The sequence below is a fragment of the Ruegeria sp. ANG-S4 genome, from assembly GCF_000814005.1.
Taxonomy (GTDB): Bacteria; Pseudomonadota; Alphaproteobacteria; order Rhodobacterales; family Rhodobacteraceae; genus Ruegeria.
The window spans coordinates 545,918-568,959 of the sequence record NZ_JWLK01000005.1 but is presented as its reverse complement, the minus strand read 5'-3'; the positions used below and the strand labels follow the sequence as shown (position 1 = coordinate 568,959).

Annotated in this window: 25 protein-coding genes; 9 read left to right on the top strand and 16 right to left on the bottom strand. The window is 57.5% G+C overall.

Annotated features, from left to right (window positions below; genetic code table 11):
- Positions 1 to 3 precede the first annotated feature (3 nt).
- Complete coding sequence (rplM, locus tag RA28_RS15690) at positions 4 to 462, bottom strand: 50S ribosomal protein L13 (protein ID WP_039530611.1); 459 nt, start codon at positions 460 to 462, stop codon at positions 4 to 6.
- 241 nt (positions 463 to 703) lie between these two features.
- Here rplM and RA28_RS15685 point away from each other — a divergent pair, with 241 nt between their 5' ends.
- Positions 704 to 1,066: a nuclear transport factor 2 family protein gene (locus tag RA28_RS15685; protein WP_052261480.1), complete on the top strand. Its 363-nt coding sequence runs from the start codon at positions 704 to 706 to the stop codon at positions 1,064 to 1,066.
- A 3-nt stretch (positions 1,067 to 1,069) separates the two neighbouring features.
- Here RA28_RS15685 and RA28_RS15680 read toward each other — a convergent pair whose 3' ends face one another.
- Positions 1,070 to 2,473 (bottom strand): aminotransferase-like domain-containing protein, encoded by a 1,404-nt coding sequence (locus tag RA28_RS15680; RefSeq protein WP_039530610.1) that lies wholly within the window; start codon positions 2,471 to 2,473, stop codon positions 1,070 to 1,072.
- Positions 2,474 to 2,572: 99 nt separating this feature from the next.
- On the opposite strand from RA28_RS15680, the gene RA28_RS15675 reads away from it, so the two are divergent.
- Entirely contained in the window at positions 2,573 to 2,800 is a 228-nt protein-coding gene (locus tag RA28_RS15675) for a DUF1127 domain-containing protein (RefSeq protein WP_039530608.1), read from the top strand.
- 60 nt (positions 2,801 to 2,860) lie between these two features.
- On the opposite strand, the gene RA28_RS15670 is transcribed toward RA28_RS15675, so the two are convergent.
- Complete coding sequence (locus RA28_RS15670) at positions 2,861 to 3,304, bottom strand: PaaI family thioesterase (RefSeq protein WP_039530606.1); 444 nt, start codon at positions 3,302 to 3,304, stop codon at positions 2,861 to 2,863.
- A gap of 30 nt (positions 3,305 to 3,334) precedes the next feature.
- Between RA28_RS15670 and RA28_RS15665 the strand changes: the two genes are divergently transcribed.
- The 4 genes from RA28_RS15665 (at position 3,335) to gluQRS (ending at position 7,253) form a co-directional block, all read left to right on the top strand.
- Positions 3,335 to 4,147, top strand: a complete 813-nt coding sequence (locus RA28_RS15665; protein ID WP_275041385.1) for an enoyl-CoA hydratase — start codon at positions 3,335 to 3,337, stop codon at positions 4,145 to 4,147.
- 249 nt (positions 4,148 to 4,396) lie between these two features.
- The gene (trmFO, locus tag RA28_RS15660; RefSeq protein WP_039531715.1) at positions 4,397 to 5,737 is read left to right on the top strand and encodes a methylenetetrahydrofolate--tRNA-(uracil(54)-C(5))-methyltransferase (FADH(2)-oxidizing) TrmFO; all 1,341 of its coding nucleotides are present in this window, start codon (positions 4,397 to 4,399) and stop codon (positions 5,735 to 5,737) included.
- Between the two features lie 26 nt (positions 5,738 to 5,763).
- Complete coding sequence (locus tag RA28_RS15655) at positions 5,764 to 6,378, top strand: class I SAM-dependent DNA methyltransferase (RefSeq protein ID WP_039530604.1); 615 nt, start codon at positions 5,764 to 5,766, stop codon at positions 6,376 to 6,378.
- Positions 6,375 to 7,253 carry a tRNA glutamyl-Q(34) synthetase GluQRS gene (gene gluQRS, locus RA28_RS15650; RefSeq protein WP_039530602.1) on the top strand — a complete coding sequence of 293 codons (879 nt, stop codon included), beginning with the start codon at positions 6,375 to 6,377 and terminating at the stop codon, positions 7,251 to 7,253. The genes RA28_RS15655 and gluQRS overlap by 4 nt, the downstream gene beginning before the upstream one ends.
- A 58-nt stretch (positions 7,254 to 7,311) precedes the next feature.
- Here the strand turns inward: gluQRS and hisI are convergent, their stop codons facing one another.
- On the bottom strand, positions 7,312 to 7,683 hold the full coding sequence (gene hisI, locus RA28_RS15645; RefSeq protein ID WP_039530599.1) for a phosphoribosyl-AMP cyclohydrolase: 372 nt from the start codon (positions 7,681 to 7,683) through the stop codon (positions 7,312 to 7,314).
- Positions 7,684 to 7,750: 67 nt separating this feature from the next.
- Between hisI and RA28_RS15640 the strand changes: the two genes are divergently transcribed.
- Complete coding sequence (locus RA28_RS15640) at positions 7,751 to 8,203, top strand: iron-sulfur cluster assembly scaffold protein (protein WP_039531713.1); 453 nt, start codon at positions 7,751 to 7,753, stop codon at positions 8,201 to 8,203.
- Between the two features lie 56 nt (positions 8,204 to 8,259).
- A complete protein-coding gene (locus tag RA28_RS15635; protein ID WP_039530597.1) occupies positions 8,260 to 8,898 on the top strand; it encodes a MarC family protein in 639 nt (212 codons plus the stop codon).
- 184 nt (positions 8,899 to 9,082) lie between these two features.
- Here the strand turns inward: RA28_RS15635 and RA28_RS23055 are convergent, their stop codons facing one another.
- The 5 genes from RA28_RS23055 to sciP all read right to left on the bottom strand — a co-directional run bounded on the left by RA28_RS23055 (position 9,083) and on the right by sciP (position 14,869).
- Positions 9,083 to 9,205: a hypothetical protein gene (locus tag RA28_RS23055; protein WP_275041384.1), complete on the bottom strand. Its 123-nt coding sequence runs from the start codon at positions 9,203 to 9,205 to the stop codon at positions 9,083 to 9,085.
- Between the two features lie 111 nt (positions 9,206 to 9,316).
- Complete coding sequence (gene recG, locus RA28_RS15630; RefSeq protein WP_039530595.1) at positions 9,317 to 11,407, bottom strand: ATP-dependent DNA helicase RecG; 2,091 nt, start codon at positions 11,405 to 11,407, stop codon at positions 9,317 to 9,319.
- Entirely contained in the window at positions 11,404 to 13,656 is a 2,253-nt protein-coding gene (ligA, locus tag RA28_RS15625) for an NAD-dependent DNA ligase LigA (RefSeq protein ID WP_052261479.1), read from the bottom strand. The genes recG and ligA overlap by 4 nt, the downstream gene beginning before the upstream one ends.
- 121 nt (positions 13,657 to 13,777) lie before the next feature.
- Positions 13,778 to 14,494, bottom strand: coding sequence for a response regulator transcription factor CtrA (gene ctrA, locus RA28_RS15620; protein ID WP_039530593.1), 717 nt, complete (start codon positions 14,492 to 14,494; stop codon positions 13,778 to 13,780).
- An 81-nt stretch (positions 14,495 to 14,575) separates the two neighbouring features.
- Entirely contained in the window at positions 14,576 to 14,869 is a 294-nt protein-coding gene (sciP, locus tag RA28_RS15615; RefSeq protein ID WP_039531709.1) for a CtrA inhibitor SciP, read from the bottom strand.
- Positions 14,870 to 14,998: 129 nt separating this feature from the next.
- Between sciP and mnmA the strand changes: the two genes are divergently transcribed.
- Positions 14,999 to 16,144, top strand: a complete 1,146-nt coding sequence (gene mnmA, locus RA28_RS15610) for a tRNA 2-thiouridine(34) synthase MnmA (protein ID WP_039530592.1) — start codon at positions 14,999 to 15,001, stop codon at positions 16,142 to 16,144.
- 12 nt (positions 16,145 to 16,156) lie between these two features.
- On the opposite strand, the gene RA28_RS15605 is transcribed toward mnmA, so the two are convergent.
- The 7 genes from RA28_RS15605 to bamA all read right to left on the bottom strand — a co-directional run bounded on the left by RA28_RS15605 (position 16,157) and on the right by bamA (position 22,966).
- Entirely contained in the window at positions 16,157 to 16,732 is a 576-nt protein-coding gene (locus tag RA28_RS15605; protein WP_039530590.1) for a hypothetical protein, read from the bottom strand.
- Positions 16,725 to 17,891: a lipid-A-disaccharide synthase gene (lpxB, locus tag RA28_RS15600; RefSeq protein WP_039530589.1), complete on the bottom strand. Its 1,167-nt coding sequence runs from the start codon at positions 17,889 to 17,891 to the stop codon at positions 16,725 to 16,727. The genes RA28_RS15605 and lpxB overlap by 8 nt, the downstream gene beginning before the upstream one ends.
- Positions 17,891 to 18,685: an LpxI family protein gene (locus tag RA28_RS15595; RefSeq protein WP_039530587.1), complete on the bottom strand. Its 795-nt coding sequence runs from the start codon at positions 18,683 to 18,685 to the stop codon at positions 17,891 to 17,893. Before RA28_RS15595 ends, lpxB begins: the two co-directional genes overlap by 1 nt.
- 4 nt (positions 18,686 to 18,689) lie before the next feature.
- Positions 18,690 to 19,472 (bottom strand): acyl-ACP--UDP-N-acetylglucosamine O-acyltransferase, encoded by a 783-nt coding sequence (gene lpxA, locus RA28_RS15590; protein ID WP_039530584.1) that lies wholly within the window; start codon positions 19,470 to 19,472, stop codon positions 18,690 to 18,692.
- On the bottom strand, positions 19,469 to 19,942 hold the full coding sequence (fabZ, locus tag RA28_RS15585; RefSeq protein WP_039530582.1) for a 3-hydroxyacyl-ACP dehydratase FabZ: 474 nt from the start codon (positions 19,940 to 19,942) through the stop codon (positions 19,469 to 19,471). The genes lpxA and fabZ overlap by 4 nt, the downstream gene beginning before the upstream one ends.
- A 71-nt stretch (positions 19,943 to 20,013) precedes the next feature.
- On the bottom strand, positions 20,014 to 20,598 hold the full coding sequence (locus tag RA28_RS15580; RefSeq protein ID WP_039530580.1) for an OmpH family outer membrane protein: 585 nt from the start codon (positions 20,596 to 20,598) through the stop codon (positions 20,014 to 20,016).
- 7 nt (positions 20,599 to 20,605) lie between these two features.
- A complete protein-coding gene (gene bamA, locus RA28_RS15575) occupies positions 20,606 to 22,966 on the bottom strand; it encodes an outer membrane protein assembly factor BamA (RefSeq protein WP_039530578.1) in 2,361 nt (786 codons plus the stop codon).
- Positions 22,967 to 23,042: the final 76 nt, after the last annotated feature.

The following is a 23,042-nucleotide window of genomic DNA, read 5'->3' as shown; positions in this document are numbered from 1 at the left end:
TCATTAGCTCCGGGTGTTTTTCTTGTTCATGGATGCAACATCCAGAACTTCGGGCGCTTGCGCCTCGTGGGGATGCTCGGCACCGGCATAAACGCGCAGGTTGGTCATCTGTTTGCGTGCAAGGCGGTTGCCCGGCAGCATGCGCTTGACCGCCTGGGTCACGACGCGCTCGGGGTGTGCACCTTCCAGGATCTGCTGCTTGGTGCGCGACTTGATGCCGCCCGGGTGGCCCGTGTGCCAGTAGAAGTTCTCGTCACGCTTCTTGCCGGTCATCTGGATTTTGTCAGCGTTGATCACGATGACATTGTCGCCCATGTCCATGTTCGGGGTGAACGACGCTTTGTGCTTGCCACGCAGGCGCATGGCGACGATCGAGGCAAGACGGCCCAGAACAACGCCCTCGGCGTCGATCAGGATCCATTTCTTGTCGATGTCCGCAGGTGTTGCAGAAAAGGTTTTCATGGCAGGATAGTCCTGTTTGATGTGAAAGACCGGCCTGAACACAGACCGGCCCGAATTCGATGGAGCGTATTTAGAGGCAGTCGAATTGCGCGTCAAGAACCGCAAAGTGAATTTAAGTATTCAAAAACAAAAGGTTAAAAAATAGGTATTATTTTACCCCAAATGCCACGCGCTGTTTTGCCTTCGGTGAACATCATTCGTTATACTTACGGCAAACATCCATTCGAATGGAGCCTCAATCATGGAATGGCAACAAACCATAGCCGCCTATGGTGCGGCCTGGCAGGAACCAAATGCTGAAGCGCGTCTTGAACTGTTGAACACATGCTTTGCCGAGAACGGTCGTTATGTCGACCCGACTGCGGACGTCACGAGCCGCGCAGCCTTGAATGATCACATTGGGAACGTGCTAACAGGCTCGGACGGAACGGTCGAATTGACAAGCCAACCAACCAATCACCACGACGTGGTTCACTTTACGTGGCATATGACTGGTCCGGACGGCAGTATTTACGTGTCCGGCCATGACTTTGTTCATTTGGATGCTGAAGGTAAGATCGTTCATCTGGCTGGCTTTTTCGGAGATCCGGAGCCTTTGAACTGATTGTCAGACGCTGATCTGTTCTGGAGGGTTATCCAACAACGACCGCAGGCGCTGCATTGCATCTTCAAACCGTTCCAGCGAGACATGCCCGTTCATTGCGATGCGCACCGCGTTTGGGGCACGTCCATCGCGCAGCGCGAATTCGTCGGCGGACCGCAATTGTATCCCTTCCCGCTCGGCCGCGCGGCTGAACGCTGCGGCACGCCAGCCCGAAGGCAGGCTGAGCCAAACAAACGGAACGTCGGTCGCCCAGTTGAGTTCAAACCCACCCAAGGCGTTGACGGCAACACGAACATATTCACGCATCCTTGACCGCACATCCCGCGCGACTTGGCGGGTTCTGGGATCAGTCAACAGAAGCCTGGTCAACTCAGCCAAGGGTTGGGCCAGACCGAAATACCCGTATTCAGCCGAACGGCGCAGATTCACACTGCGTTCCCTCGGCGCAATGGCGAAGCCGACGCGCAACGCGGGTGTCAGTATTTTTGAGATCGAAGACACATGCCAGCCCCGTTCCGGCGCGAGCGCGCGAAAGCTGGGCTCGCGCGCATCGCCCATGCGATAGCAGTCATCTTCGATGATCTGCAGGTCAAATCGGCGGGCAACATCCACGATCTCTTTTCGGCGCTCAAGCGGCGTGTGCGTTCCTGTCGGGTTCTGCACCTCCGGTGAAACGCAAACAGCCTGCGCAGATTTCTGCCGTAGGATGTGCTCCATTGCTTTCGGGTCGACGCCCCATTTGTCCATTTTGACGCCAACCACTTCGGCACGCATCAACTCGCCAGCCCGGCGGAATCCGGCATAGGACAGGTCCTCGACCAACACGACCGGCTTCGCCCCCCGCAGAATCGTCTGAAACACCAGACACAGCCCATTCTGACCGCCATGGGTCAGAACGATGTCGTCGTGCGTCAGATGCCCAAGCGGAAGGTCAGACAACCAATCCACAACGGCCTGGCGCATCGGTATGTAAGCGTCGCGTGTCGGATAGTTCATGAACAGGCCTGGATCGCATTTAGACACCTTTTCAAGGCATTCCCGGATCAGCTTCACCTGCCCGACATCGGCCAGGCGTGGGCTGAAAAGGCTGACATTGGCGTTGTACTTGTCGTCCCGCAAGTGAAGCTGTCGGGCCCAGACGTCGTCCATAATCGGCGACTTTGGCGCAGCTACAAATGTACCACGCCCGACTTCGGCTTGTAACAGCCCTTCGTCCGTCAAAATCGTGTACGCCCGCGCGACCGTGCCGGGCGTGATTTGTAACCGATACGCAAGTTCCCGCACTGGCGGAAGCTTCGTTCCGACCTCTAGTATTTTGTTATCTATTGCTTTTCGGATTGTGTCAGCCACAATGGCATACTTTGGATTCTTGGATTTCGGCAGCGCCTCTGGCCAAATTGTATCCATTACAATTCTTCCTTTGCTTTTGACACAATCATGAATGTATCAATCACATGTACCGAACATCAACGCTTTGTGTCAATACAATTTGAAAGGATACCCAAGATGACACGCGCAACGCACACACCCGCCCTCATACTGCTGAACGACAGTCCTCGGCTGCCGCTGATTGCAGCGCTGGCCGTGCAGTTTGCAGCGATGGTCACCAAATGGGAACAGCGCCGCCGCAGCCGCGTTAACCTCGGAAAGCTGGACGATCGCCTGCTGCGCGACGTCGGACTGACGCGGTATCAGGCGCGCGACGAAGTAAACCGCTACTTTTGGATGAACTGAGTTATCCCCAGTCCCTATTTTGGGACCTCTTCCTTGGCCGGGGCTTGTCCCCGGCCTTTTTTATCCAAACGAGGCCGCGGCAGACCCAACTGGCGGAATAGAATAGGTCATCGTGGCCCGCGCCACCGGGTCGTCGGATCCGTCGGAATACATCAGAACATCACCCACAGCCAGGCTGCGCCCCAGTTTCAACAGCTTGCAATGGGCGATCATGTCGGCGCCACCAATGGGTTTTCGCAGAAAATCAACTGAACTGTTGGTCGTAACCGCCAGCGATTGTCTGCCTTTTCGCGCGAGAACCATGGCGTAGACGCTCACATCGGCAAGTCCGAACATCGAAGGTCCCGAAACCGTGCCGCCCGGTCGCAGGTGACGGTCTGCCACAACAAGGCGCACTGTAATGGTGGTTTCAGTCAGATCTTCGATAACGAAATCTTCGTGCACCTGCGGAAAGACCTGCACCAGATAGTCGGCCAATTCTGCCTTGTTCAGAACCAATGACATGCTTTCCCTCCTCGTCGTGCCGCCCTAGAGTTGGCCCACAGCCAGCGGGAGGGCAATATGGCAATTCTGGAACGTAACGACACCGGCGCTGTCGCGCGTCTGACTATGAACGCGCCCGAGCGGCTGAATGCCCTAAGCGACGAGATGCTGGCCGCACTGCAAGGCGAACTGGATGCGCTGCGCCAAGATCGGTCGATTCGCGCCGTCATTCTTGCCGGGGCCGGTAAAGCGTTCTGTGCCGGCCATGACTTGAAACAGATGACCCAAGGGCGGCAGGCCAGTGATGGCGGGCTTTCCTACTTTCAGGACCTGTTTGATCGTTGCGCCAAAATGATGATGTCAATTCAGACGCTTCCCCAACCCGTCATTGCCCAAACCCACGGGATCGCCACAGCGGCAGGCTGCCAGTTGGTTGCGACCTGCGATCTCGCGCTTGCGGCGGAAGGTACGCGGTTTGGCGTAAACGGCGTGAATATCGGGCTTTTTTGCTCGACGCCGATGGTCGCCCTCAGCCGAAACATCCCGCGAAAACTGGCGTTTGAAATGCTCACGACCGGAGAATTCATCGCAGCGGACCGCGCCGCCGCGCTGGGTTTGATCAATCGCGTGGTGCCCGAGGCGCAGTTGGAACAGGATGCCACCGCCTTGGCCGAACATCTGGCCGAGAAACTGGGTTCAGCCGTCAAAATCGGAAAAGAGGCGTTTTATCAACAACTTCAGATGCCAACTGAACAGGCTTATGCCTATACAGCCGAGGTAATGGCACAGAATATGCTGCATCGGGATACAGAAGAAGGCATAAACGCTTTTATCGAGAAACGACCGCCCAATTGGCAGCAGTAACGCGATTATTTGACACAATTTTACAAACTGTTCGCAATTTTTCACTTTCCAAAGCGGCGACACTGTGGCAATGGTGGGTCAAGGCGATGGCCTAAAGAACACTTTTGGGTCGCCGTGGGCGGAAGGTCCCTCCAGGCTGGTTTCTCTCACCGGCGCAGACATTCCCGCAGCGGCGACCCCAAGACTTCCCTGTAATTCAGCCCCAAACCCGCATTGCGCATTTGTGTGCCCTGCCCTATGTGGCTGCGCATGACACAAAGATTGCATATCGTCGGCGGCGGCATGGCTGGGTCCGAAGCGGCCTGGCAAGCGGCGCACATGGGCGTGGATGTCGTAATTCACGAAATGCGCCCCAAAGTTGGCACTTTTGCCCATCAAACCGGCAATCTGGCCGAAATGGTGTGCTCGAATTCCTTTCGCTCGGACGACGACGAACAAAACGCCGTCGGGCTGCTGCATTGGGAAATGCGCGCGGCAAATGGCTTGATCATGACCACGGCAGATGAACACCGGCTTCCCGCAGGTGGGGCGCTGGCGGTCGACCGGGAACCCTTTGCGGAAACTGTCACCGCCAAGTTGCAGAACCATCCCCGCGTATCCATCACTGCCGAGGAAGTCACAACCTTGCCGGAAGACGGGCATTGGATCTTTGCAACTGGTCCTTTGACGTCGGCGGGGCTGGGCGCGGCCATTCAATCCGAAACCGGGGCCGAGGCACTGGCCTTCTTCGACGCGATTGCCCCAATTGTCTATGCGGACAGCATCGACATGAGCCGGGCTTGGATGCAGTCACGCTATGACAAGGGTGAAACCGAAGAAGAACGGACCGCATATCTGAACTGCCCGATGAACCGCACACAGTATGAGGCCTTCATCGACGCCCTGCTTGCCGCAGACAAGACGGAATTTCACGAAGGCGAAACAGCGGGTTACTTCGACGGTTGCCTTCCGATCGAGGTAATGGCCGAACGCGGGCGGGAAACACTGCGCCATGGGCCGATGAAGCCGGTTGGCCTGACCAACCCGCATCAACCCGATGAAAAACCGTACGCCGTGGTTCAATTGCGACGCGACAACGCGCTGGGGACGCTTTTCAACATCGTGGGCTTTCAGACCAAGATGAAATATGGCGCCCAAACTGATGTATTCCGCACGATCCCGGGTTTGGAGAATGCCAGTTTTGCCCGATTGGGCGGCATTCACCGCAACACGTTCATCAACTCGCCAACGCTTTTGGACGAACAGATGCGGCTGAAATCGCGCCCAAATATACGTTTTGCCGGCCAGATCACAGGCGTCGAAGGTTACGTTGAGAGCGCGGCAATGGGCCTGCTCGCCGGGCGCCTGGCAGCAGCGGAGATTCTGGAAACCCCTCTGCCGCCCGTTCCCCAGGACAGCGCGATGGGGGCATTGATTCATCACATCACAGGCGGGGCCGAGGCCAAGACCTTTCAACCGATGAACGTCAACTTCGGCCTGTTTCGCCCTGTCGATGGCCTCAAAGGCGGGCGACGCGGCCGCAAGGATCGTTACAAAGCCTATACGGATCGCGCCAAATCCGCGTGGACCGAATGGCTGGCTGGACGCTAGCCCCTTAGACCGCCTAACATGTGTTCATGAGCAACAAGTACCTCAAGGATGTTTATGAGCTCGGAACTGCCCAGGAAAGGCAGGACCATTACAAGAAATGGGCCTCCTCTTACGATGACGAAATCGGTGAGCAGGGTTACGAGACGCCAAAACGGGTAGCTGCTGCTTTGTGGTCCCAGAAGCCGCAGCCTGATGTGCCGATTTTGGATTACGGATGCGGCACGGGCCTGTCCGGCAAGGCGTTAACCGTGGCCGGATATCGGGTTATCGACGGCATGGACCCAACACCTGAGATGCTGAAGGAGGCCGAGGCCAAAGGTGTCTACCGCAAACTGACAGGGTTTGAGCTAACCGACCCCAACCCGGTTGAGCCAGGCTCTTACGGGGTCATCACGGCCATCGGCGTGATCGGGACAGGGGCGGCACCACCTGAAACCTTTGACATGTTGATGCATGCACTGCCCAAAGACGGTCTATTGGCTTTTTCGTTCAATGATCTGACCCTTGCAGATCGCAGCTACACCACACGCTTGGGGGATTGGCTGGATATGGGTCACGCACGCCTTCTGTTTCGGGAAAACGGCCCCCACCTCAAAGGCATGGACATGAAGTCCGATGTTTATGTGCTGGAAAAGGCGTGAATTTCAGAACCCGTTTCGCACCATCACCAACCGGACCGCTTCATTTGGGTCACGCTTTTTCGGCGACACTGGCCTATGATCTTGCGGCGTCTTCGGGTGGAGAATTCCTGCTCAGGATTGAAGATATCGACCAAACGCGCGCGCGTGCGCACTGGGAACAGCAAATCTACGACGACCTCGCATGGCTTGGCCTGACCTGGCCAAAACCCGTCATGCGTCAATCGGAACGTCTGCCCGTTTATCAGACGGCGCTCGACCGACTTTGGAACCTTGGGCTGTTGTACCCCTGCACATGCAATCGAAAGGATATTGCGGCGGCGGCCAGCGCGCCTCAGGAGGGTGTCCCGCTGCATGGTCCGGACGGCATCATTTATCCCGGCACCTGTCGCGCGCTCTTGAAGCAGCGAGACCCTGAACAGTACAATCGGCCGCTGGACATCCCGCTCAGGCTCGATATCGCAAAGGCCGCCCGAATGGTCGAAACACGCCTTCCGGCATTTCAGGAACTGGGATCCGGTCCAAACGGAGAGACGGGACTTATCCCCCTGTCGCCCGAGGACTTGTCGCAGACAATCGGCGACGTTGTGCTGGCGCGCCGTGATATGGGCACGTCATACCACTTGTCTGTCGTGCTGGATGATGCCGATCAGGGCATAACGCATGTCGTACGCGGTCAGGACCTGTTCGAGGCGACCCGAATCCATGTCTTGCTGCAAGCTGTCCTAGACCTGCCGACCCCGATTTACGTCCATCACCGCCTGATCCGGGATGATACGGGCAAGCGTCTCGCCAAGCGCGACGATGCACGCGCCATCTCAAAATATCAAGAAGACGGCGCAACCCCCAACGACATCCGGCGCGAACTCGGTCTGTGACAAGGCTTCATCTTTTTGACAAATATTCGCGCCGCAGGCATGGCTCGGAAAGAGCCATTCACCCCATCGGAGCCATCAGCTCAACTTCTTCACCGCCGCGAATGGCTGTGTAAAAGCAGGACCGACGGTTTGTGTGACAAGCGGCACCCGTTTGACGCACAACAACCAAAATGCAGTCGCGGTCACAATCAACCCGAAGATCGACCAATTCCTGCACATGGCCCGACGTTTCGCCCTTGATCCAAAACGATTTACGCGAGCGCGACCAATAGGTTACGCGCCCGGTCTCAAGCGTCCGCTCAATCGCCTGTGCGTTCATCCAGGCCATCATCAACACCTCGCCCGAGCCGTCCTGCTGCGCAATAGCGGGGATCAGACCGGCGTCGTCAAATTTGAGTGTCGACAGGTCGAACGTGACTGTCTGTGCCATTCCAAAAAACCTTTTGCATCGTCGGGTTTGGCCACTATGTATGTGGAACAGTCAGCGAGGGAAACCCATGTCCGGCGAAACCGACCTAATCAAGCTATATTCGGGACGCATTTTGGCGTTGGCAGCGGACATTCCTCATTTGGACCGTTTGGAACATCCCGATGCAACGGTCAAGAAACGTGCACCTCTCTGCGGATCAACGGTGACAGTAGATGTCGCATTGCGCGACGGGAAAGTTGCGGATTTCGCTCAGGACGTGAAAGCCTGCGCCCTGGGTCAAGCCTCTGCTTCGGTTGTCGGCGACGCTGTGATCGGGGCGACACGTGCGCAGGTGGAAACAGCACGGGATCAACTTGCAGCCATGCTGAAATCCGACGGGCCTGCGCCGGATGCGCCGTTTGACGGGCTAGAGGTGTTGATGCCAGCGCGCGACTACAAAAACCGTCACGCTTCGATTCTTCTGGCGCTTGAGGCGACCGCCGAAGCCATGGCGCAGGCTGAACAGGCTAACTGCGCCTGAACGTGGTCTTTTCCCGCAAACCCGTGTAACCTCGGGCAAAATTCGGGGGATACGGTTTGAACAATCTGCTTGAGCATTTCGTGACCCTGTGGGTCGTGATCGATCCGATTGGCACCATCCCTGTCTTCATTGCTGTGACCGCCGGCATCGACGCAGCAGCCCGGCGGCGTACTGCATTGTTGGCTGCCGCAATCAGCGCCGGCGTTCTTCTTTTCTTTCTCGTATTCGGTCAGCTTCTGATCGAAGCGTTGGACATCGGCCTGAATTCCTTTCAGGTCGCGGGCGGCATTATTTTGTTCCTGTTCGCACTGACGATGATTTTCGGCGAAAGCAAGCAGGACATCGAACAGCGTCAGGCTGAAGAAGATCAGGAAGACAAAATTCACCAGTCCAATCCCGCGATTTTTCCATTGGCCGTACCGTCGCTGGCTTCGCCCGGTGCAATGCTGGCCATTGTCATTCTGACCGACAATCACCGCTACAGTGCCGCCGATCAGGGCATCACCGCGCTTGTGATGCTGAGTGTGATCATGATTGCGTTTCTGCTGATGCTGATCGCGGAACCGATCATTCGCCTGATCGGTCATTCCGGCGCGGCCATAGTCAGCCGGGTCATGGGTATGATACTGGCCTCGGTCGCAGTCAACTCGGTGCTGTCGGCGATGCTGGAAATAATGAAAACCGGACAGCTATGAAAAAACCGCCGCTCCTTCCGGGCGGAAAGGGCGGCGGCAGGTATTGCGTGTCTCGCGTGGGATCCGGATATCCGCGTGGGGCCGAGGCAGGCCCCTCAAGGGGTTTGGGACAGGCAGGTCACCCTTGACTGAAATGGGGATGACATACGCGGGTTGAACGGCACGAGATCGCAGGCAGAAAGGCTTAGAACCCCATCGGCAGGTGAAGGGCAACCACCAGCATGACCACCAAAGAGACGGCACCCACGGCATCTTGCAAAAACGTGGCTTGCGAGCGGCAGAATGCGGTCTTGATCTGGGTCAGCATGGTCTCACCTCCGGTCAGGGTTTAATCCTCTGTTGCTCTTTTGTTCTCACATTTTTCCGAGTCGGTAAAGAACTTTTTAAGAACATTTGTGAACTTTGCGGAACTTCCTGCTTAACCCACTGAAATCAAACGGATCGCCTGATCCTGTTTCATGAGCCACAATAGGACACGGGCCGCCTGCCCTCGTTCTGACGTCAGTTTCGGGTCGCTCGACAGCAGCGCCCGTGCGTCCGTTTGTGCCACGGCCATCAAACCGGCCTGTCGTTCCAGATCCGCGATCCTGAACTTGGGAAGGCCGGACTGGGCCGTTCCGATCAGGTCACCGGCCCCCCGCATCTGCAGGTCCGTTTCGGCGATGCGAAACCCGTCTTCCGTCTCCCGCAAAACCTCGAGGCGTTTGCGTCCGCTTTCGCTGATCGGCGCCTGATACATCAGCAAGCAGGTCGAGGCACCCTCGCCCCGCCCCACACGACCGCGCAGTTGGTGCAGCTGCGCGAGGCCAAAGATCTCAGCACGCTCGATGACCATGATTGTCGCGTTGGGGACGTTGACCCCGACCTCAATGACCGTTGTTGCGACCAACACCTTGGTCTGACCTGTTTGAAACGCGGCCATCGCCGCATCTTTTTCGGCGGGCGGCATTTGTCCGTGCACCAACCCGACCACCTGATCGCCCAGCAATGCCCTCAGCCGTTTGAACCGTTCTTCAGCCGCTGTCAGGTCTGATACCTCGGATTCGTCCACCAACGGGCAGACCCAGTAACACTGCCGCCCGTCTGCAAGAGCGCGCCTGAGATGATCGACCACTTCATCCATGCGCTGCGTGCTTAGAATCGCAGTTTTGATAGGTTTGCGACCCGGTGGTTTTTCGTCCAGGACCGAAACATCCATGTCGCCATACTGCGCCAGGGCAAGGCTGCGCGGAATCGGTGTCGCGGTCATGACCAGAACGTCCGCGCCCTGCCCTTTTTCCGACAGCTCCATCCGTTGGCGCACGCCGAACCGGTGTTGTTCATCAACGATGGCCAAGCGCAATTCCTTGAACGAAACATCACTTTGGAAAACAGCGTGCGTTCCAACAAGAATTTGGATGTCCCCGCGGGCCAATGCCGCCAATTTGGCTTTTCTCTCGGCCCCTTTGTCACGACCCGTCAGAATCTCCAGAACGACCCCGGCTTCTTCGGCAAGCGGTCGCAGCCCGTCGAGATGTTGGCGTGCCAGTATTTCGGTTGGCGCCATCATTACGCCCTGCCCGCCAGCTTCGACCGCGACCAGCAAGGCGATGAATGCAACCAGCGTCTTGCCTGCGCCCACATCGCCCTGCAACAGGCGGTTCATCCGCTCGGTCGACGCCATATCATCGACGATCTCTCCAATCGCACGGTCTTGCGCGGCGGTCGGGCGATATGGAAGGGATTGCAAAACGTGTCTCTGCAATTCGCCTGTCCCGACACTGACGACCCCGCGCGCCTTTTTTTCCCGCTGCCGGGCCAAGGCCAGCGTCAGTTGATGCGCCAGCAGTTCGTCATAGGCCAATCGTTCTCGGGCCGGTGCAAATTGCACAACATCATCGGCGCCTTGCGGGTGATGGGCGGCTTGGATCGCGGCGGCCCAGCCCGGCCAGCCTTTCTGCGCGATCTGGTTGGGATCTGCCCACTCTGCCAGATCGGGAAGGCGGGCCAAGGCACTTTGCGCGGCCTTGTACGCGGTCTTTTGCGTCACCCCTTGCGTCAACCGGTAAACCGGTTCGAACTCGGGCAATTCCGCAGCATCACCCAGTGCAACCACATGGTCGGGATGAACCATCTGCGCCATACCGTCGAACAGCTCGAGCTTGCCGGATACGACACGGCGCGACCCCTGGGGCAAAATCTTGTTAAGATAGTCGCCGCGCGCATGAAAAAACACGAGTTGAAAATCGGCTTGGCTGTCTTCGACGTGAATGCGATATGCACCACCGCGATTGCGCGGCGGACGGTGGGCACCCACGGTGACTTCTACGGTCAGCGTGGTCGGAAGATCGGCCCCTTGGATCGTCTCGCGCCGTCGCCTGTCGATGACGGCATAGGGCAGCGCGAAAAGGACATCCCGCGGTGTTTCGATCCCCAACTGCGCCAGCAATTGCGCCGTTTTAGGGCCAACACCGTTGAGTGTTTCGAGCCCGGCAAAGAGGGGAAACAAGACCTCTGGGCGACCGCTCATGCGTCGCCAATCAGTTGCAGCCAGCTGTCTTCATCCAGCGTTTCAATACCCAGATCAGCGGCCTTTTTGGCCTTTGATCCAGCACCGGGGCCGGCCACCAGCAGATCGGTTTTCTGGCTGACCGAACCAGAGACTTTCGCGCCCAAAGCCTCTGCCCGCGCCTTGGCCTCGGCCCGGGTCATCTTTTCCAGCGTTCCGGTGAACACAACGGTTTTACCCGCGACCGGGCTGTCAGAGGCCGGTGCATCAGGAGACACTATCGTGAGATGCTGCCTTAGGTCGTCAAAGGCCCGGCGTTCATCCGGATTTGCAAAAGCATCGGACAAAGACAGCCCCAAGGTGGTTCCGATGCCATCTATCCCGATAAGATCGGACCAGGCCGAAGCCGCCGCAGGAGGAACATCCGAGTTTGCAATCGCGGCGTCCCGCGCCTCTTTTACCCGGGCGCGCCGATTGTCCGAAGCGGCAGCTTGCCGCTCGGCCTCTTCGGCGGCATCCGCCTTTCGTTGTGCAAGCGCCGCTGGTCGGGCCGCATCAATGGCTTGCGCCATCGCGTCCCAATCAAGGTAGTGCAGCGCAAGGTCCCGCGCGCCGACCTCGCCGACATGGCGAATACCCAGCGCAAAAAGCAGGCGCCCCAATTCGATCGCGCGCTTCTCGTCAATGGCCGCAAACAGATTGCTGGCGGATGTTTCGCCCCAACCGTCCCTGTTCTTCAGGCGCGCAAGGTTGCTGGCGTCCCGGTTCTGCAGCGTGAAAATGTCAGCCGGTGTGTTGATTGGCAGAACGGGGTCGCCGTGGAACATTTCGATCTGTTTGGCTCCCAGACCTTCGATATCAAAGGCTTTGCGAGAGACAAAATGCTTTAATTTTTCAACAGCTTGCGCCGGGCAAATCAAACCGCCCGTACAGCGCCTTACCGCATCACCGTCTTCGCGGATGGCATCGCTTCCGCATTCCGGACATTTTGTCGGGAACGCGTAGGGCACGCTGTCTTTCGGGCGCTTGGACAGGTCGACATCCGCTACTTTGGGTATGACATCCCCGGCACGATAAACCTGAACCCAGTCGCCGACGCGGATGTCCTTGCCGCCCCGGATCGCGCCGCCCTTTGCATCGCGACCTGCGATATAGTCTTCGTTGTGCAATGTGGCATTCGAGACAACGACGCCGCCCACGGTAACGGGATGAAGCCGCGCAACCGGGCTGAGAGCCCCTGTGCGACCGACCTGAATGTCGATACCCTCCAGCCGGGTCCAGGCCAGTTCAGCCGGGAACTTGTGGGCGATGGCCCAACGCGGCGTTGTCGACCGAAACCCAAGCCGGGCTTGCAAAGCCAGATCGTTCACCTTGTAGACGACACCGTCGATGTCATACCCCAAGGTGGAACGCTGCGCTTCGATGTCGCGGTAATGCGCCAACATGTCAGACAGCGACGGACATAAGCGCGTCAGGTCGTTGGTCTGAAATCCAAAGGCCCGAAGGCGATCAATCGCTTCCATCTGAGTTGCGGCAATCGGTGCAGAAAGCTCGCCCCACGCATAGGCGAAGAACCGAAGAGGCCGGGACGCGGTGATGGAGGCATCCAGTTGGCGCAAAGACCCTGCCGCAGCGTTGCGGGGGTTTGCAAAGGTTTTGCCCCCCGACGCCACCTGACGCGCGTTCAGATCATCAAAGTCGGCGTGGGACATGTAAACTTCGCCGCGAACTTCAAAGATGTCCGGCGCGTTTTCGATATCATGCGGAATATCTCCGACCGTTCGGGCGTTGGCCGTGACATTTTCGCCGACTTCGCCATCGCCGCGGGTGGCCGCCTGAACCAACCGGCCCTTTTCGTACCGCAGCGAGAGCGACAAGCCGTCGATTTTCGGCTCAGCAGTATAAGACAGGGGCGCATCACTCGACAGTCCAAGGTATTTTCGGATCGAGCGGTCAAAGTCTGCGATGTCATCATCGTCGAAGCCATTGCCCAACGACATCATCCGAACCGCATGCGATACCTTGGAAAACCCATCCGCCGCGCGCGCGCCTACTTGATCCGAAGGGCTGTCTGGCCGCTTCAACGCAGGAAACAGGGATTCAATATCGGCATTCCGGCGTTTCAGGGCATCATAATCGGCATCCGACAATTCCGGCGCGTCTTCCGCGTGATATAACCGGTTGGCACGCTGTAGTTGAGCTGCCAGGCGTGCCAGTTCAGCGCGGGCCTCGGCCTCGTTCAATTCTGATACCGGAGTCGTTTCGCTCATCGCCTCGCCCTGTCACGTCGTTCTGAAACCCAGTGATAGGGCGAGGCTTTGGCGAGGTCCAGTGTTGTGCTTTTCCGTGAGTGGCGGCGCCGCCCCGGACCTGCGACGGCAAAGGTTTGGGCTAGGCCCCGACAGCCATGCGCGTTTCGGAATTGGCCGCAGCTTGTGGATCGCGCAGAACGTATCCCCGGCCCCAAACCGTTTCGATATAGTTCTCGCCACCAGTCGCGTTGCTGAGTTTCTTTCGCAATTTGCAAATGAACACGTCGATGATTTTCAGTTCTGGCTCATCCATGCCACCATAAAGATGATTGAGGAACATCTCTTTCGTCAGGGTTGTCCCCTTTCGAAGGCTCAGCAATTCGAGCATTTGGTATTCTTTTCCAGTCAGATGGACGGTCTTGCCTTCGACTTCGACTGTTTTGGCATCCAGATTCACAGCCACCCGGCCTGTGTGAATGACTGATTGGGAATGCCCTTTGGAGCGCCGGATGATGGCGTGAATTCTGGCAACCAGTTCTTCGCGATGAAATGGCTTTGTCAGATAGTCATCTGCCCCGAATCCGAAGCCCTTGATCTTGCTTTCGGTGTCATCCGCGCCGGACAAAATGAGAATTGGCGTCTCGACCCTTGCTATACGAAGCTGCCGCAGAACTTCGTGGCCGTTCATATCCGGCAGGTTCAGGTCCAGCAGAATCAGGTCGTAATCATAGAGCTTTGCCAGATCGATACCTTCTTCGCCGAGATCCGTCGCATAAACGTTCAAGTTTGCATGGGTCAGCATCAATTCGATGCTTTTGGACGTTGTGGGATCATCCTCGACAAGTAGTATGCGCATGTCACTGCTCCATTTGGTCAAATTCTTCAACTGATAAGAGGCTGAATAAAAATGGTTAATCTGACGTTACCGTTGAATCAATTATTCACGCTCTCCTTTAAGTTGTCGATATCTTTTTAATGTTGTGACCTTCAAAGCTTCCACGCCGTGCTCTGCCACGGCCGCGACCCAGGTGTTGAATTCCTCATCACTGATGCGATACCGCTTCTTGGCATCTGACAGCGAAATAAGGCCGTACAAGACGCCCCTGACAACCAAGGCCTTTCTGGATGCGACCCATCGCTTTGTGTCCGCTGACGGAAGATCCGCGCGCGACAGAATGGTTCCATCGGGCAAGGTAACCGACCGTGGCCCTTCCACTTTGTGCAAATACATCATTCAACCCTTTTCTTACTGCAACAAAGCTGACCCCAGCCTACTTAAAAGGACGTGAAACGACCCCTTGAGAGTGCGTAGAATTTTCCTATATTCTGCCGGTCTTTCTTAACCCGGACTGGATCACCGATGGCCCTCGCCGCACAAGCACCGTTGAATTCGCTTGGATTCGCAAAACCACCGTCAGAGACGCGGGTTGTCGTTGCCATGTCCGGCGGCGTGGACAGTTCCGTTGTGGCCGCGCATCTGGCGGAACAGGGCTATGACGTGGTCGGTGTAACGCTGCAGCTGTATGACCACGGCGCGGCGTTGGCCAAGAAAGGTGCGTGTTGCGCGGGGATCGACATTCATGACGCGCGACGCGTGGCCGAGGAACGTGGCTTTCCACACTATGTTCTGGACTATGAGAATATCTTCAAGGACGCGGTCATTGACGAGTTTGCCGACAGTTATCTGGCCGGCGCGACTCCGGTGCCCTGCATTCGGTGCAACGAGCGTGTGAAGTTCAAGGACCTACTGGAAACCGCCAAGGATCTCGAGGCCGACTGCATGGCAACCGGTCATTACATCCAGCGCAAAGTTGGGGCGAATGGGCCAGAATTGCACAGCGCCGAAGACGCCAATCGCGATCAATCGTATTTTCTGTTTTCGACGACGCCCGAGCAGTTGGAGTTTCTGCGTTTTCCACTCGGGCATTTGCCGTCAAAAGACGCAACCCGCGAAATGGCGGCGCAATACGGACTGGCCGTCGCAGACAAGCCAGACAGCCAGGACATCTGCTTTGTTCCCAATGGCAACTATGCCAGCGTGATCGAAAAGCTGCGCCCCGGAGCGGCAGAACCGGGCGAGATTGTCCATGCCGATGGGCGCGTACTGGCGCAACACAACGGCGTGATCCACTATACGATCGGCCAGCGTCGCGGTTTGGGTATCGGCGGACTGAGCGAGCCGCTGTATGTGGTAAAGCTGGACGTGGACAAAAAACAGGTCGTGGTCGGGCCGAAAGAGTTGCTGGCCACAAGAACCGTTCCCGTCCGCGAGATCAATTGGCTGGGTGACGCACCCTTCACCTCGAAAGCGGAGTGGAATTTGTCGGTCAAGGTCCGGTCGACCCGCCCCCCGCGCGAGGCGATTGTGCGACCTTTGTCGGATACCACCGCCGAAGTCGAATTGCTGACGCCCGAAGAGGGGATCTCGCCCGGTCAAGCGTGTGTTTTCTACGCCAACGAAGGCAGCCGGATTTTTGGCGGTGGCTGGATTTGGCGCGGCTACTGACGCAGGACCGTTTTACAAAACATCCGTGGGGCTGTTGACCAGGATATACAGCCCGACGGACACCATGATGTAGGGCGCAATCCGGTCGAGCCGGGCAATGCGGGGACCAAGCACCTGCGCACGCGGTGCCCCCCAGCTTGCGAGCGCGATCAACATCGCAAGGGCAAAGAACGCCCCTATCAGCGCGGAGAAACGGAATGCCGGGGTCGAGTCGGCAAACAATGGGGTCATGGCGGCCAGCGTGTCGATCGACAGGCTAAGAAACAAAATCACCACCGACGTTATCGCGCCTGTATCGGGCATCTTTCGGCCTTCCGCGCCGGAAATCTGCTGCCAGATTCCGTAAAGACCAATCGTCAGAGGAATGATCCCTAGATAACCGACCCAATTCAACAACCCGCTTTGGTCCAACCCGCTGGCAATGACAAGTGCGAGCAACAGGATAATCGTCTGCGCGACGGCGAAGCCTGCGACGGCCCGGCGTGTACTCATCACCATGATCAGGCCGAACAAGACAAAGAGGTTGTCCAGATTGGTCGACACGGTCACGATGCCTGCCGAAATCGCGAACAGGATGTGGTCAATCATGTCGGTGCGGCAACCTTTTCAAAACGGCACGCGCAGCGCGCAAACCGGGTGCCTCTCCACCACACCCCAACCGATCCATCGTCAGGTCCATGGCGTCGCGTTGCGCGTCAGGGTGGTCTGACACGTCATTCAAGGCTTGCGCGATGTTTGCAGGCTGACAGTCGTCCAGCAGACACTCCGGCACCGAGCGCGTCTGGGACACCAAATTAACCAAAGTCACGGTATCCAGCTTGACCATCCGTTCGGCCATTTTCTGAGTGAGCCAACTCAGCCGATAAGCAATGACCATCGGTGTGGCTTGTGCTGCCAATTCCAGAGAAACAGTGCCCGATGCGGCCAATGCCAGATCGGCGGATGCGAATGCGGCCCTCTTTTGTCGTGCCGCTACATCGGCTGCGACGTTTCGCGGGTCAACAACAACTGGCGATCCGGGCCAGCGCTGGACATGCTCTTGCACCGTTTCCACCATGTGCGCCACAGCGGGAACAACCACGCGCGTGTCGGGCCGCGATTGCAAGAACAGACTCAAGGCTTCACCAAAAACCGGCGCCAATCGGTCCACCTCGCCCCGGCGCGATCCCGGCAAGGCAAGAACAATGGGTGCCTCTCCCAACCCACGGGACTTACGGAACTCCAGAATGTCCTGATCTGTGGCCACTGGTTCGCTTGCGACGGGGTGACCAACAAAATCGCACTCCATTCCCGCACGCTCCATATAGGGCGGCTCAAACGGCAGCAGGGCCAGGACATGATCAATGACCTTGGCCATTTTGTCGGCCCGGCCCGGTCGCCAGGCCCAGACACTGGGGGCGACGTAGTGAACGGTACGGATTGCGCTATCCGCTTTGACCAGCTTCGCCACGCGCAGCGAAAAGTCAGGACTGTCAATGGTGATCAGAACATCGGGTTGCCTGTCCAAAACGGCCTGCGCCGTTTCCGTGATCCTGCGTTTGAGATGAAAGAACTTGGGAAGGACTTCGACCAAACCCATAACGCTGAGTTCGGACATCGGGAAGCGGCTGACCAACCCTTGCGCCTGCATAAGCGGCCCACCGACACCGTCAAATTCGATCTCGGGGACCAGAGTCTTCAGCCCTTCCATCAACGCGCCACCCAGCCGGTCGCCCGAGGGTTCTCCGGCGACCAGAAAAACGCGCATCAGACGGCCCGCTCGCGCACGTACAGAAACAGGCCCAGCCGGTCGCATTCCTCAACGACCCGAGCGCAATCCAGAACGATGACGCCGCTCTTTTCAACTACGATGCCTGAGAGGCCTGCAGCCACGGTTTCGGTAACTGTTTCTGGTCCGATCGTTGGCATATCCACGCGCCGATCCTGATCCGGCTTTGGACCCTTGAACAGCACACCACCGCCAGCGTCCGGGCGTTGCGTTAGGGATTTCAGCATCCACGCCGTTCCAAATATCCCCTCGACCGCCAGCGCCTGCCCTTTTTGGACGACGCAGGCCTGACCGATATCAGCCGCACCCATGGCGCGCAGAATGCCTGCGGCGCGGTCGGCGTCCGCCAAATCATCCTTGGACGGGGTCACTTGCGTCAGACAGCCCAACGGAGGCAGAATGTCCGGCGCGATCTCATGCGCAGCCCGAACCGTGAAACCGGCTTGTTCGAAAACACCGATGACCGCCCGCAGCGCACTGTCGTCGCCCGACATCATGGCCTGCTGCAGGATCGGAACCAGCGGCATGGTGGCGGCATCAATTCGCGTCGGATCCACCGGTGGGCGACGGATCGCGCCTGCCATGCAAATCTCGGTTACGCCACGCGCCTTAATCCCGGCGATGAAGCTGCCAAGCTGTTCCAAGGGAAACTCGATGTCCGGTGTCAGATTGTCCGGAAGAAAACCCTCCAGCGCGCAAACCAACGGGCGCGTGTCCAACCGGGCAACCAACTCATCAGGCAAAGCGCCTGTACCTGCAATCAAAGCCAGCATGTTGCTACTTTCCGGGTGTCAGGAACGATCGGTCGGACGCGCCGGTAACAAACTCCAGAATCTCGCGCACATAATCGCTGTCTGTGTCTTCCAGCCGATTTACGCGATCCATGAAAGTGCCCTCGCCCTCGGACAATTCGCGAAACGCCGAACGCAGGGCCGAGATATCGTCGCGGGAAACGCCGCGCCGCTTCAATCCGACAAGATTCAATCCGTCCAGTTCGCCGCGCTGCGCCTGAACCAGGCCATAGGGTATGACATCCTTTGGCACCATGGTCAGTGCGCCGATGATGGCCCCGCGACCAACGCGCACAAATTGGTGCAAACCCGAGATGCCCCCGATGATTGCATCATCTTCGACGATGCAATGACCAGCCGCGCCGGAATGGTTGACCATAATAACCCGGTCGCCGATTTGCACGTCATGGGCGACGTGAACACCCGCCATCAGCAGGCAATCATCACCGATCCGTGTTACACCGCCGCCGCCATCCGTGCCCGTATTAACCGTGACATGTTCGCGAATGCGATTGCGTTTGCCGATCTCCAGCTTGGTGTTTTCGCCGCCGAATTTCAAATCCTGCGGAATTTCACCGATGACCGAAAAGTTGAAAACCACACTGTCTTCGCCAATCGAGGTGTCGCCAGTAACCACGACATGCGACTTCAACTCCACCCGATCGCCGAGGCGGACCTGAGGGCCGACAAAGCAAAACGGACCGATTTTGCAGTCGGCCCCGATCTGCGCCCCCTCTTCGATGATTGCGCTGGGGTGAATATTGCTCATGTCGTCTTTTCCATGTCCCAATCGACATAGGCCGAAAACTCGGCTTCGGCAGCGACCTCACCATCTACGGTCGCGCGGCCGCTGAACTTGAAGATCTTGCCGCCCTTTTTACCGCGCACGGTTTCGACATGCATCTCAAGCACATCGCCCGGAACCACCTTGCGGCGGAATTTACACTTGTCGATATTCATGAAGTAGATCAGCAACTCACTGTCGATCACATCCATGCCGACCCCAAGCATAACGCCGGCGGTCTGCGCCATCGCCTCGACGATCGTGACACCAGGCATGATCGGAGTGCCGGGAAAGTGGCCTTGAAAATGCGGTTCGTTCATCGTGACGTTTTTGACGCCCACCGCCGAGTGATAGCCCGAGATATCGACCACCTTGTCCACCAACAGAAACGGATAGCGATGCGGCAATATCCGCTGAATCAGCTGAATGTCGGCACTCTTGGTTTCCGTGGTCATTTGCACAAGTCCTGTGTCTGATGTTTCTTTCTGGCGTGGTTAGCAATACAGCCCCTCAAGGGCAAGCAAACCTATTCATCGCCTTCAGTCTGCAAGTCCTTGCCATCACCGATTGCAGCATTGATCCGCGATATCGCGGTATCTGTAATGTCCAGCGCATCCGGGCTGAGAAAAACGTTCGACCGTTCCAGAATGACCGAGGCGCCGGTATCGCGCAGCAGGTCAATCAAAACCGGTTCGGCCAACTGTATGAACATCGCGCGCGCCCGTTCGCTGCGACGGGCCAGCGTGTCCAGTTTGGCCCGCTGGCTTTCGCGATGGGATTGAACTTTTTCGTCGAATGCCTCGGCAAGGGGGCGAAATGTTTCGGCATCAAGCTCGGCGCGTTTTTCGGTCAGCTCGCGCTCTTCATCGCTCAATGCCTGAACAATGCGTTCATTTTCCTCGTTCAACAGCGCGTTTTCGGCTTCGAACTCGCGGAACACCCGTTGGCCGAATTGCGACTCCGCGAACAACCGATCGCTCGAAATCGTCAGGATCGTGGACTGGGGAACACCCAATTGCTGCGCCCCTGCGGGCATTGCCAATCCAAGTGCCAGAAAGATGTACAGGGCCCGTAAGGGGCCCTGCATGTACGTCATGATCCGGGACGCCATCCGAAGATCAGAACCGGGCCTGAATGGTCAGGTCAAAGTTCTGTTCCTTGTCGAAATCCTCTTTCTTCAACGCCTTCGAGAAGTTGAAGCGCAGCGGTCCGAATGGCGTTGTCCACAGAACTGAGACGCCGATGACATGGCGGATCGAGCCACCGGAGCCGACGATGTCTGCGCCCGCGGTGTCGACATTGTCGATGTTGTAAAGGTTGCCGACGTCGTAGAACAAACCGCCGCGCAGGCCGAATTCTTCGGGCAGCCCAAGCGGGAAGTCGGATTCGAACCTGGCGACCCAGTAGTAGTTTCCGCCGATTGCGTCATCCTGACCGTTGGACAGGTCGCGCGGACCAAGGCCAGCGGGCTCAAAGCCGCGGAAGGTACTCGGCCCCAGAACAAAACGGTCGATGGTGCGGCTGAAATCGTCACCCGTCCAGTTGAGCGCGCCCATTTCCAGGGTCGCCCTTAGCACCACCTCTTCGTTCAGTACACGTTGCTGCGCGATCGCCCGCGCCGTGGTTTTGATGAACTCGCTGTCACCACCCAGACCAGCGGCATCAACGCCAACTTCGAACAGAACGCCTGCATTGGGGTTCAGACCACCCAAACGGCTGTCATAGATGTAAGACAAGCCAAGTGAGCTGGCAGTCCGCTTGCCCTGATCGATTTCCGACGAAATCACGGCACCGTTGGCTTCGTTATCCTGCTGGGTCATCTCGCTGCGGTCCCAGCCATAGCGCAGCCGCAGCGACGACAATTCGCCAATCCGATAGCTGAGCTGCGGATTGAAGAACACGCTTTTCGTGTCATAGCTGGCAAAGCTCGAGTTTGTGGTCGTCAAACCCAACCCAAGATCGAACTGAAGCCTGCGTCCCAACAGGTAGGGTTCGGTAAAGTTGATGGTGTAGCGTTCCGAGTCCTGAGCCGTGGAGAGCGACAATCCTAGCGTTTGCCCGCGTCCCAAGAAGTTGCTTTCGCTCAGACCGATTGCCACCCCGAAACCATCCGAGACCGAGTAGCTGCCGCCGATGTTCAAAGACCCTGTTGGCTGTTCTTCGACATCCACGTCGACGATGACCTGACTGGGCGTCGATCCTTCACGTGGCTCGACATCCGCAACGGCAAAGAACCCCAGGGCGCGAATACGTTCGGCACTTTGGCGGATTTCACGTGGATTGAACGGGTCGCCTTCGACGGTGTCGAATTGCCGGCGGATAACACGGTCCAAGGTCGTCGTGTTCCCTTCAATGTCGATCCGTTCAACAAAGATGCGCGGCCCACGGGTCAATACGAACTGAACATCCAAGGTCAGATCGCGGTCATTCCGGGTCACGCGCGGTTCGACCCGCAGAAAATCAACACCCTGTCTGATACCAAGGCGCTCTTGCCGCGCAATCGAATTTTCCACCAGCGATGGAGAGTACGTGACACCCGGCTTGATTTTCAACGCAGCCTGATAGGCGGCCGCGTCAACACCCGGTATTTCGCTGACTGTCGAGATATTGCCGAATGCGAATTTCTGCCCCTCGGTGATATTCATCACCAGGAAAAAGGCATCACGCTCGCGCGTGAATTCAACATTGGCGCTGTTGACGCGAAAATCGACATAGCCGCGCGACAGGTAGAAATCGCGGATAACCTGCTTGTCGAATTCGATACGGTCGGCAATGAAGGTATCGCCGCGCAGGAATGTCCGCAGAATATTGGCCTGTTTGGTTTCCAGAACCCGGCGCAGGCGTCGGTCCGAATAGGCGCGGTTCCCGACAAAGCTAACGCGTTCGATCTCGATCACCGATCCTTCGGCAACTTCGAACACCAGATCGACACGGTTGTCGCTGCGGCGGATGATGCGGGGGATGACGGTTGCCGCGACACGTCCCTGTGCCGAGTAGATATCTGCAATCAGATCTGCATCGGTTTCAGCGACCTGTGGCGTAAACACGCGGCGCGGTTGGGACGAGATTGCCTCAAGCAAAATGTCGTCCTTGACCCGGCGGTTTCCTTCGATGCTGATCTGGTTGATCGTGGGGTATTCCTCGACCGATATGACCAGGGTATTTCCCCTCGGGTCCAATTCGACTGTTTCAAAAACACCACTGTCAAGCAAACGTTGGAAACTGTCGTTCAACTGCCCGGCAGTTACGGTTTGTCCCGGCTCGATTCCCGTGCGCGCGATAATGGTCGAAGTTTCGATCCGGCGATTGCCTTCAACCTCAAACGAATTGATCGTGTAGGTCTGTGCCTGCGCGGTCTGCGGAACCGACATAAAACCCACTGTTGCAAAGAGAAAAAAGAACGTTAGTGCCTGCCACAAAATATTGGCCTGCGGCCGGTCAGAGCCGCGAAATGTGCCCGTGCCCCTGCTGTTAGTCATTTTTTTCACTACCCAGAATTTTCAGACTTTACCTGCTGAGTAGCGGGATTAAGGGGCCTTGTCAAAAGCACAAAAC

Excerpts from the sequence above, each read along its gene's own strand:
- rplM (WP_039530611.1), bottom strand. The coding sequence starts at position 462 with ATGAAAACCTTTTCTGCAACACCTGCGGACATCGACAAGAAATGGATC.
- RA28_RS15685 (WP_052261480.1), top strand. The coding sequence starts at position 704 with ATGGAATGGCAACAAACCATAGCCGCCTATGGTGCGGCCTGGCAGGAA.
- RA28_RS15680 (WP_039530610.1), bottom strand. The coding sequence starts at position 2,473 with ATGGATACAATTTGGCCAGAGGCGCTGCCGAAATCCAAGAATCCAAAG.
- RA28_RS15675 (WP_039530608.1), top strand. The coding sequence starts at position 2,573 with ATGACACGCGCAACGCACACACCCGCCCTCATACTGCTGAACGACAGT.
- RA28_RS15670 (WP_039530606.1), bottom strand. The coding sequence starts at position 3,304 with ATGTCATTGGTTCTGAACAAGGCAGAATTGGCCGACTATCTGGTGCAG.
- trmFO (WP_039531715.1), top strand. The coding sequence starts at position 4,397 with ATGACACAAAGATTGCATATCGTCGGCGGCGGCATGGCTGGGTCCGAA.
- RA28_RS15655 (WP_039530604.1), top strand. The coding sequence starts at position 5,764 with ATGAGCAACAAGTACCTCAAGGATGTTTATGAGCTCGGAACTGCCCAG.
- hisI (WP_039530599.1), bottom strand. The coding sequence starts at position 7,683 with ATGGCACAGACAGTCACGTTCGACCTGTCGACACTCAAATTTGACGAC.
- RA28_RS15640 (WP_039531713.1), top strand. The coding sequence starts at position 7,751 with ATGTCCGGCGAAACCGACCTAATCAAGCTATATTCGGGACGCATTTTG.
- RA28_RS23055 (WP_275041384.1), bottom strand. The coding sequence starts at position 9,205 with ATGCTGACCCAGATCAAGACCGCATTCTGCCGCTCGCAAGCCACGTTT.
- recG (WP_039530595.1), bottom strand. The coding sequence starts at position 11,407 with ATGAGCGGTCGCCCAGAGGTCTTGTTTCCCCTCTTTGCCGGGCTCGAA.
- ligA (WP_052261479.1), bottom strand. The coding sequence starts at position 13,656 with ATGAGCGAAACGACTCCGGTATCAGAATTGAACGAGGCCGAGGCCCGC.
- ctrA (WP_039530593.1), bottom strand. The coding sequence starts at position 14,494 with ATGCGCATACTACTTGTCGAGGATGATCCCACAACGTCCAAAAGCATC.
- sciP (WP_039531709.1), bottom strand. The coding sequence starts at position 14,869 with ATGTATTTGCACAAAGTGGAAGGGCCACGGTCGGTTACCTTGCCCGAT.
- mnmA (WP_039530592.1), top strand. The coding sequence starts at position 14,999 with ATGGCCCTCGCCGCACAAGCACCGTTGAATTCGCTTGGATTCGCAAAA.
- RA28_RS15605 (WP_039530590.1), bottom strand. The coding sequence starts at position 16,732 with ATGATTGACCACATCCTGTTCGCGATTTCGGCAGGCATCGTGACCGTG.
- lpxB (WP_039530589.1), bottom strand. The coding sequence starts at position 17,891 with ATGCGCGTTTTTCTGGTCGCCGGAGAACCCTCGGGCGACCGGCTGGGT.
- RA28_RS15595 (WP_039530587.1), bottom strand. The coding sequence starts at position 18,685 with ATGCTGGCTTTGATTGCAGGTACAGGCGCTTTGCCTGATGAGTTGGTT.
- lpxA (WP_039530584.1), bottom strand. The coding sequence starts at position 19,472 with ATGAGCAATATTCACCCCAGCGCAATCATCGAAGAGGGGGCGCAGATC.
- fabZ (WP_039530582.1), bottom strand. The coding sequence starts at position 19,942 with ATGACCACGGAAACCAAGAGTGCCGACATTCAGCTGATTCAGCGGATA.
- RA28_RS15580 (WP_039530580.1), bottom strand. The coding sequence starts at position 20,598 with ATGGCGTCCCGGATCATGACGTACATGCAGGGCCCCTTACGGGCCCTG.
- bamA (WP_039530578.1), bottom strand. The coding sequence starts at position 22,966 with ATGACTAACAGCAGGGGCACGGGCACATTTCGCGGCTCTGACCGGCCG.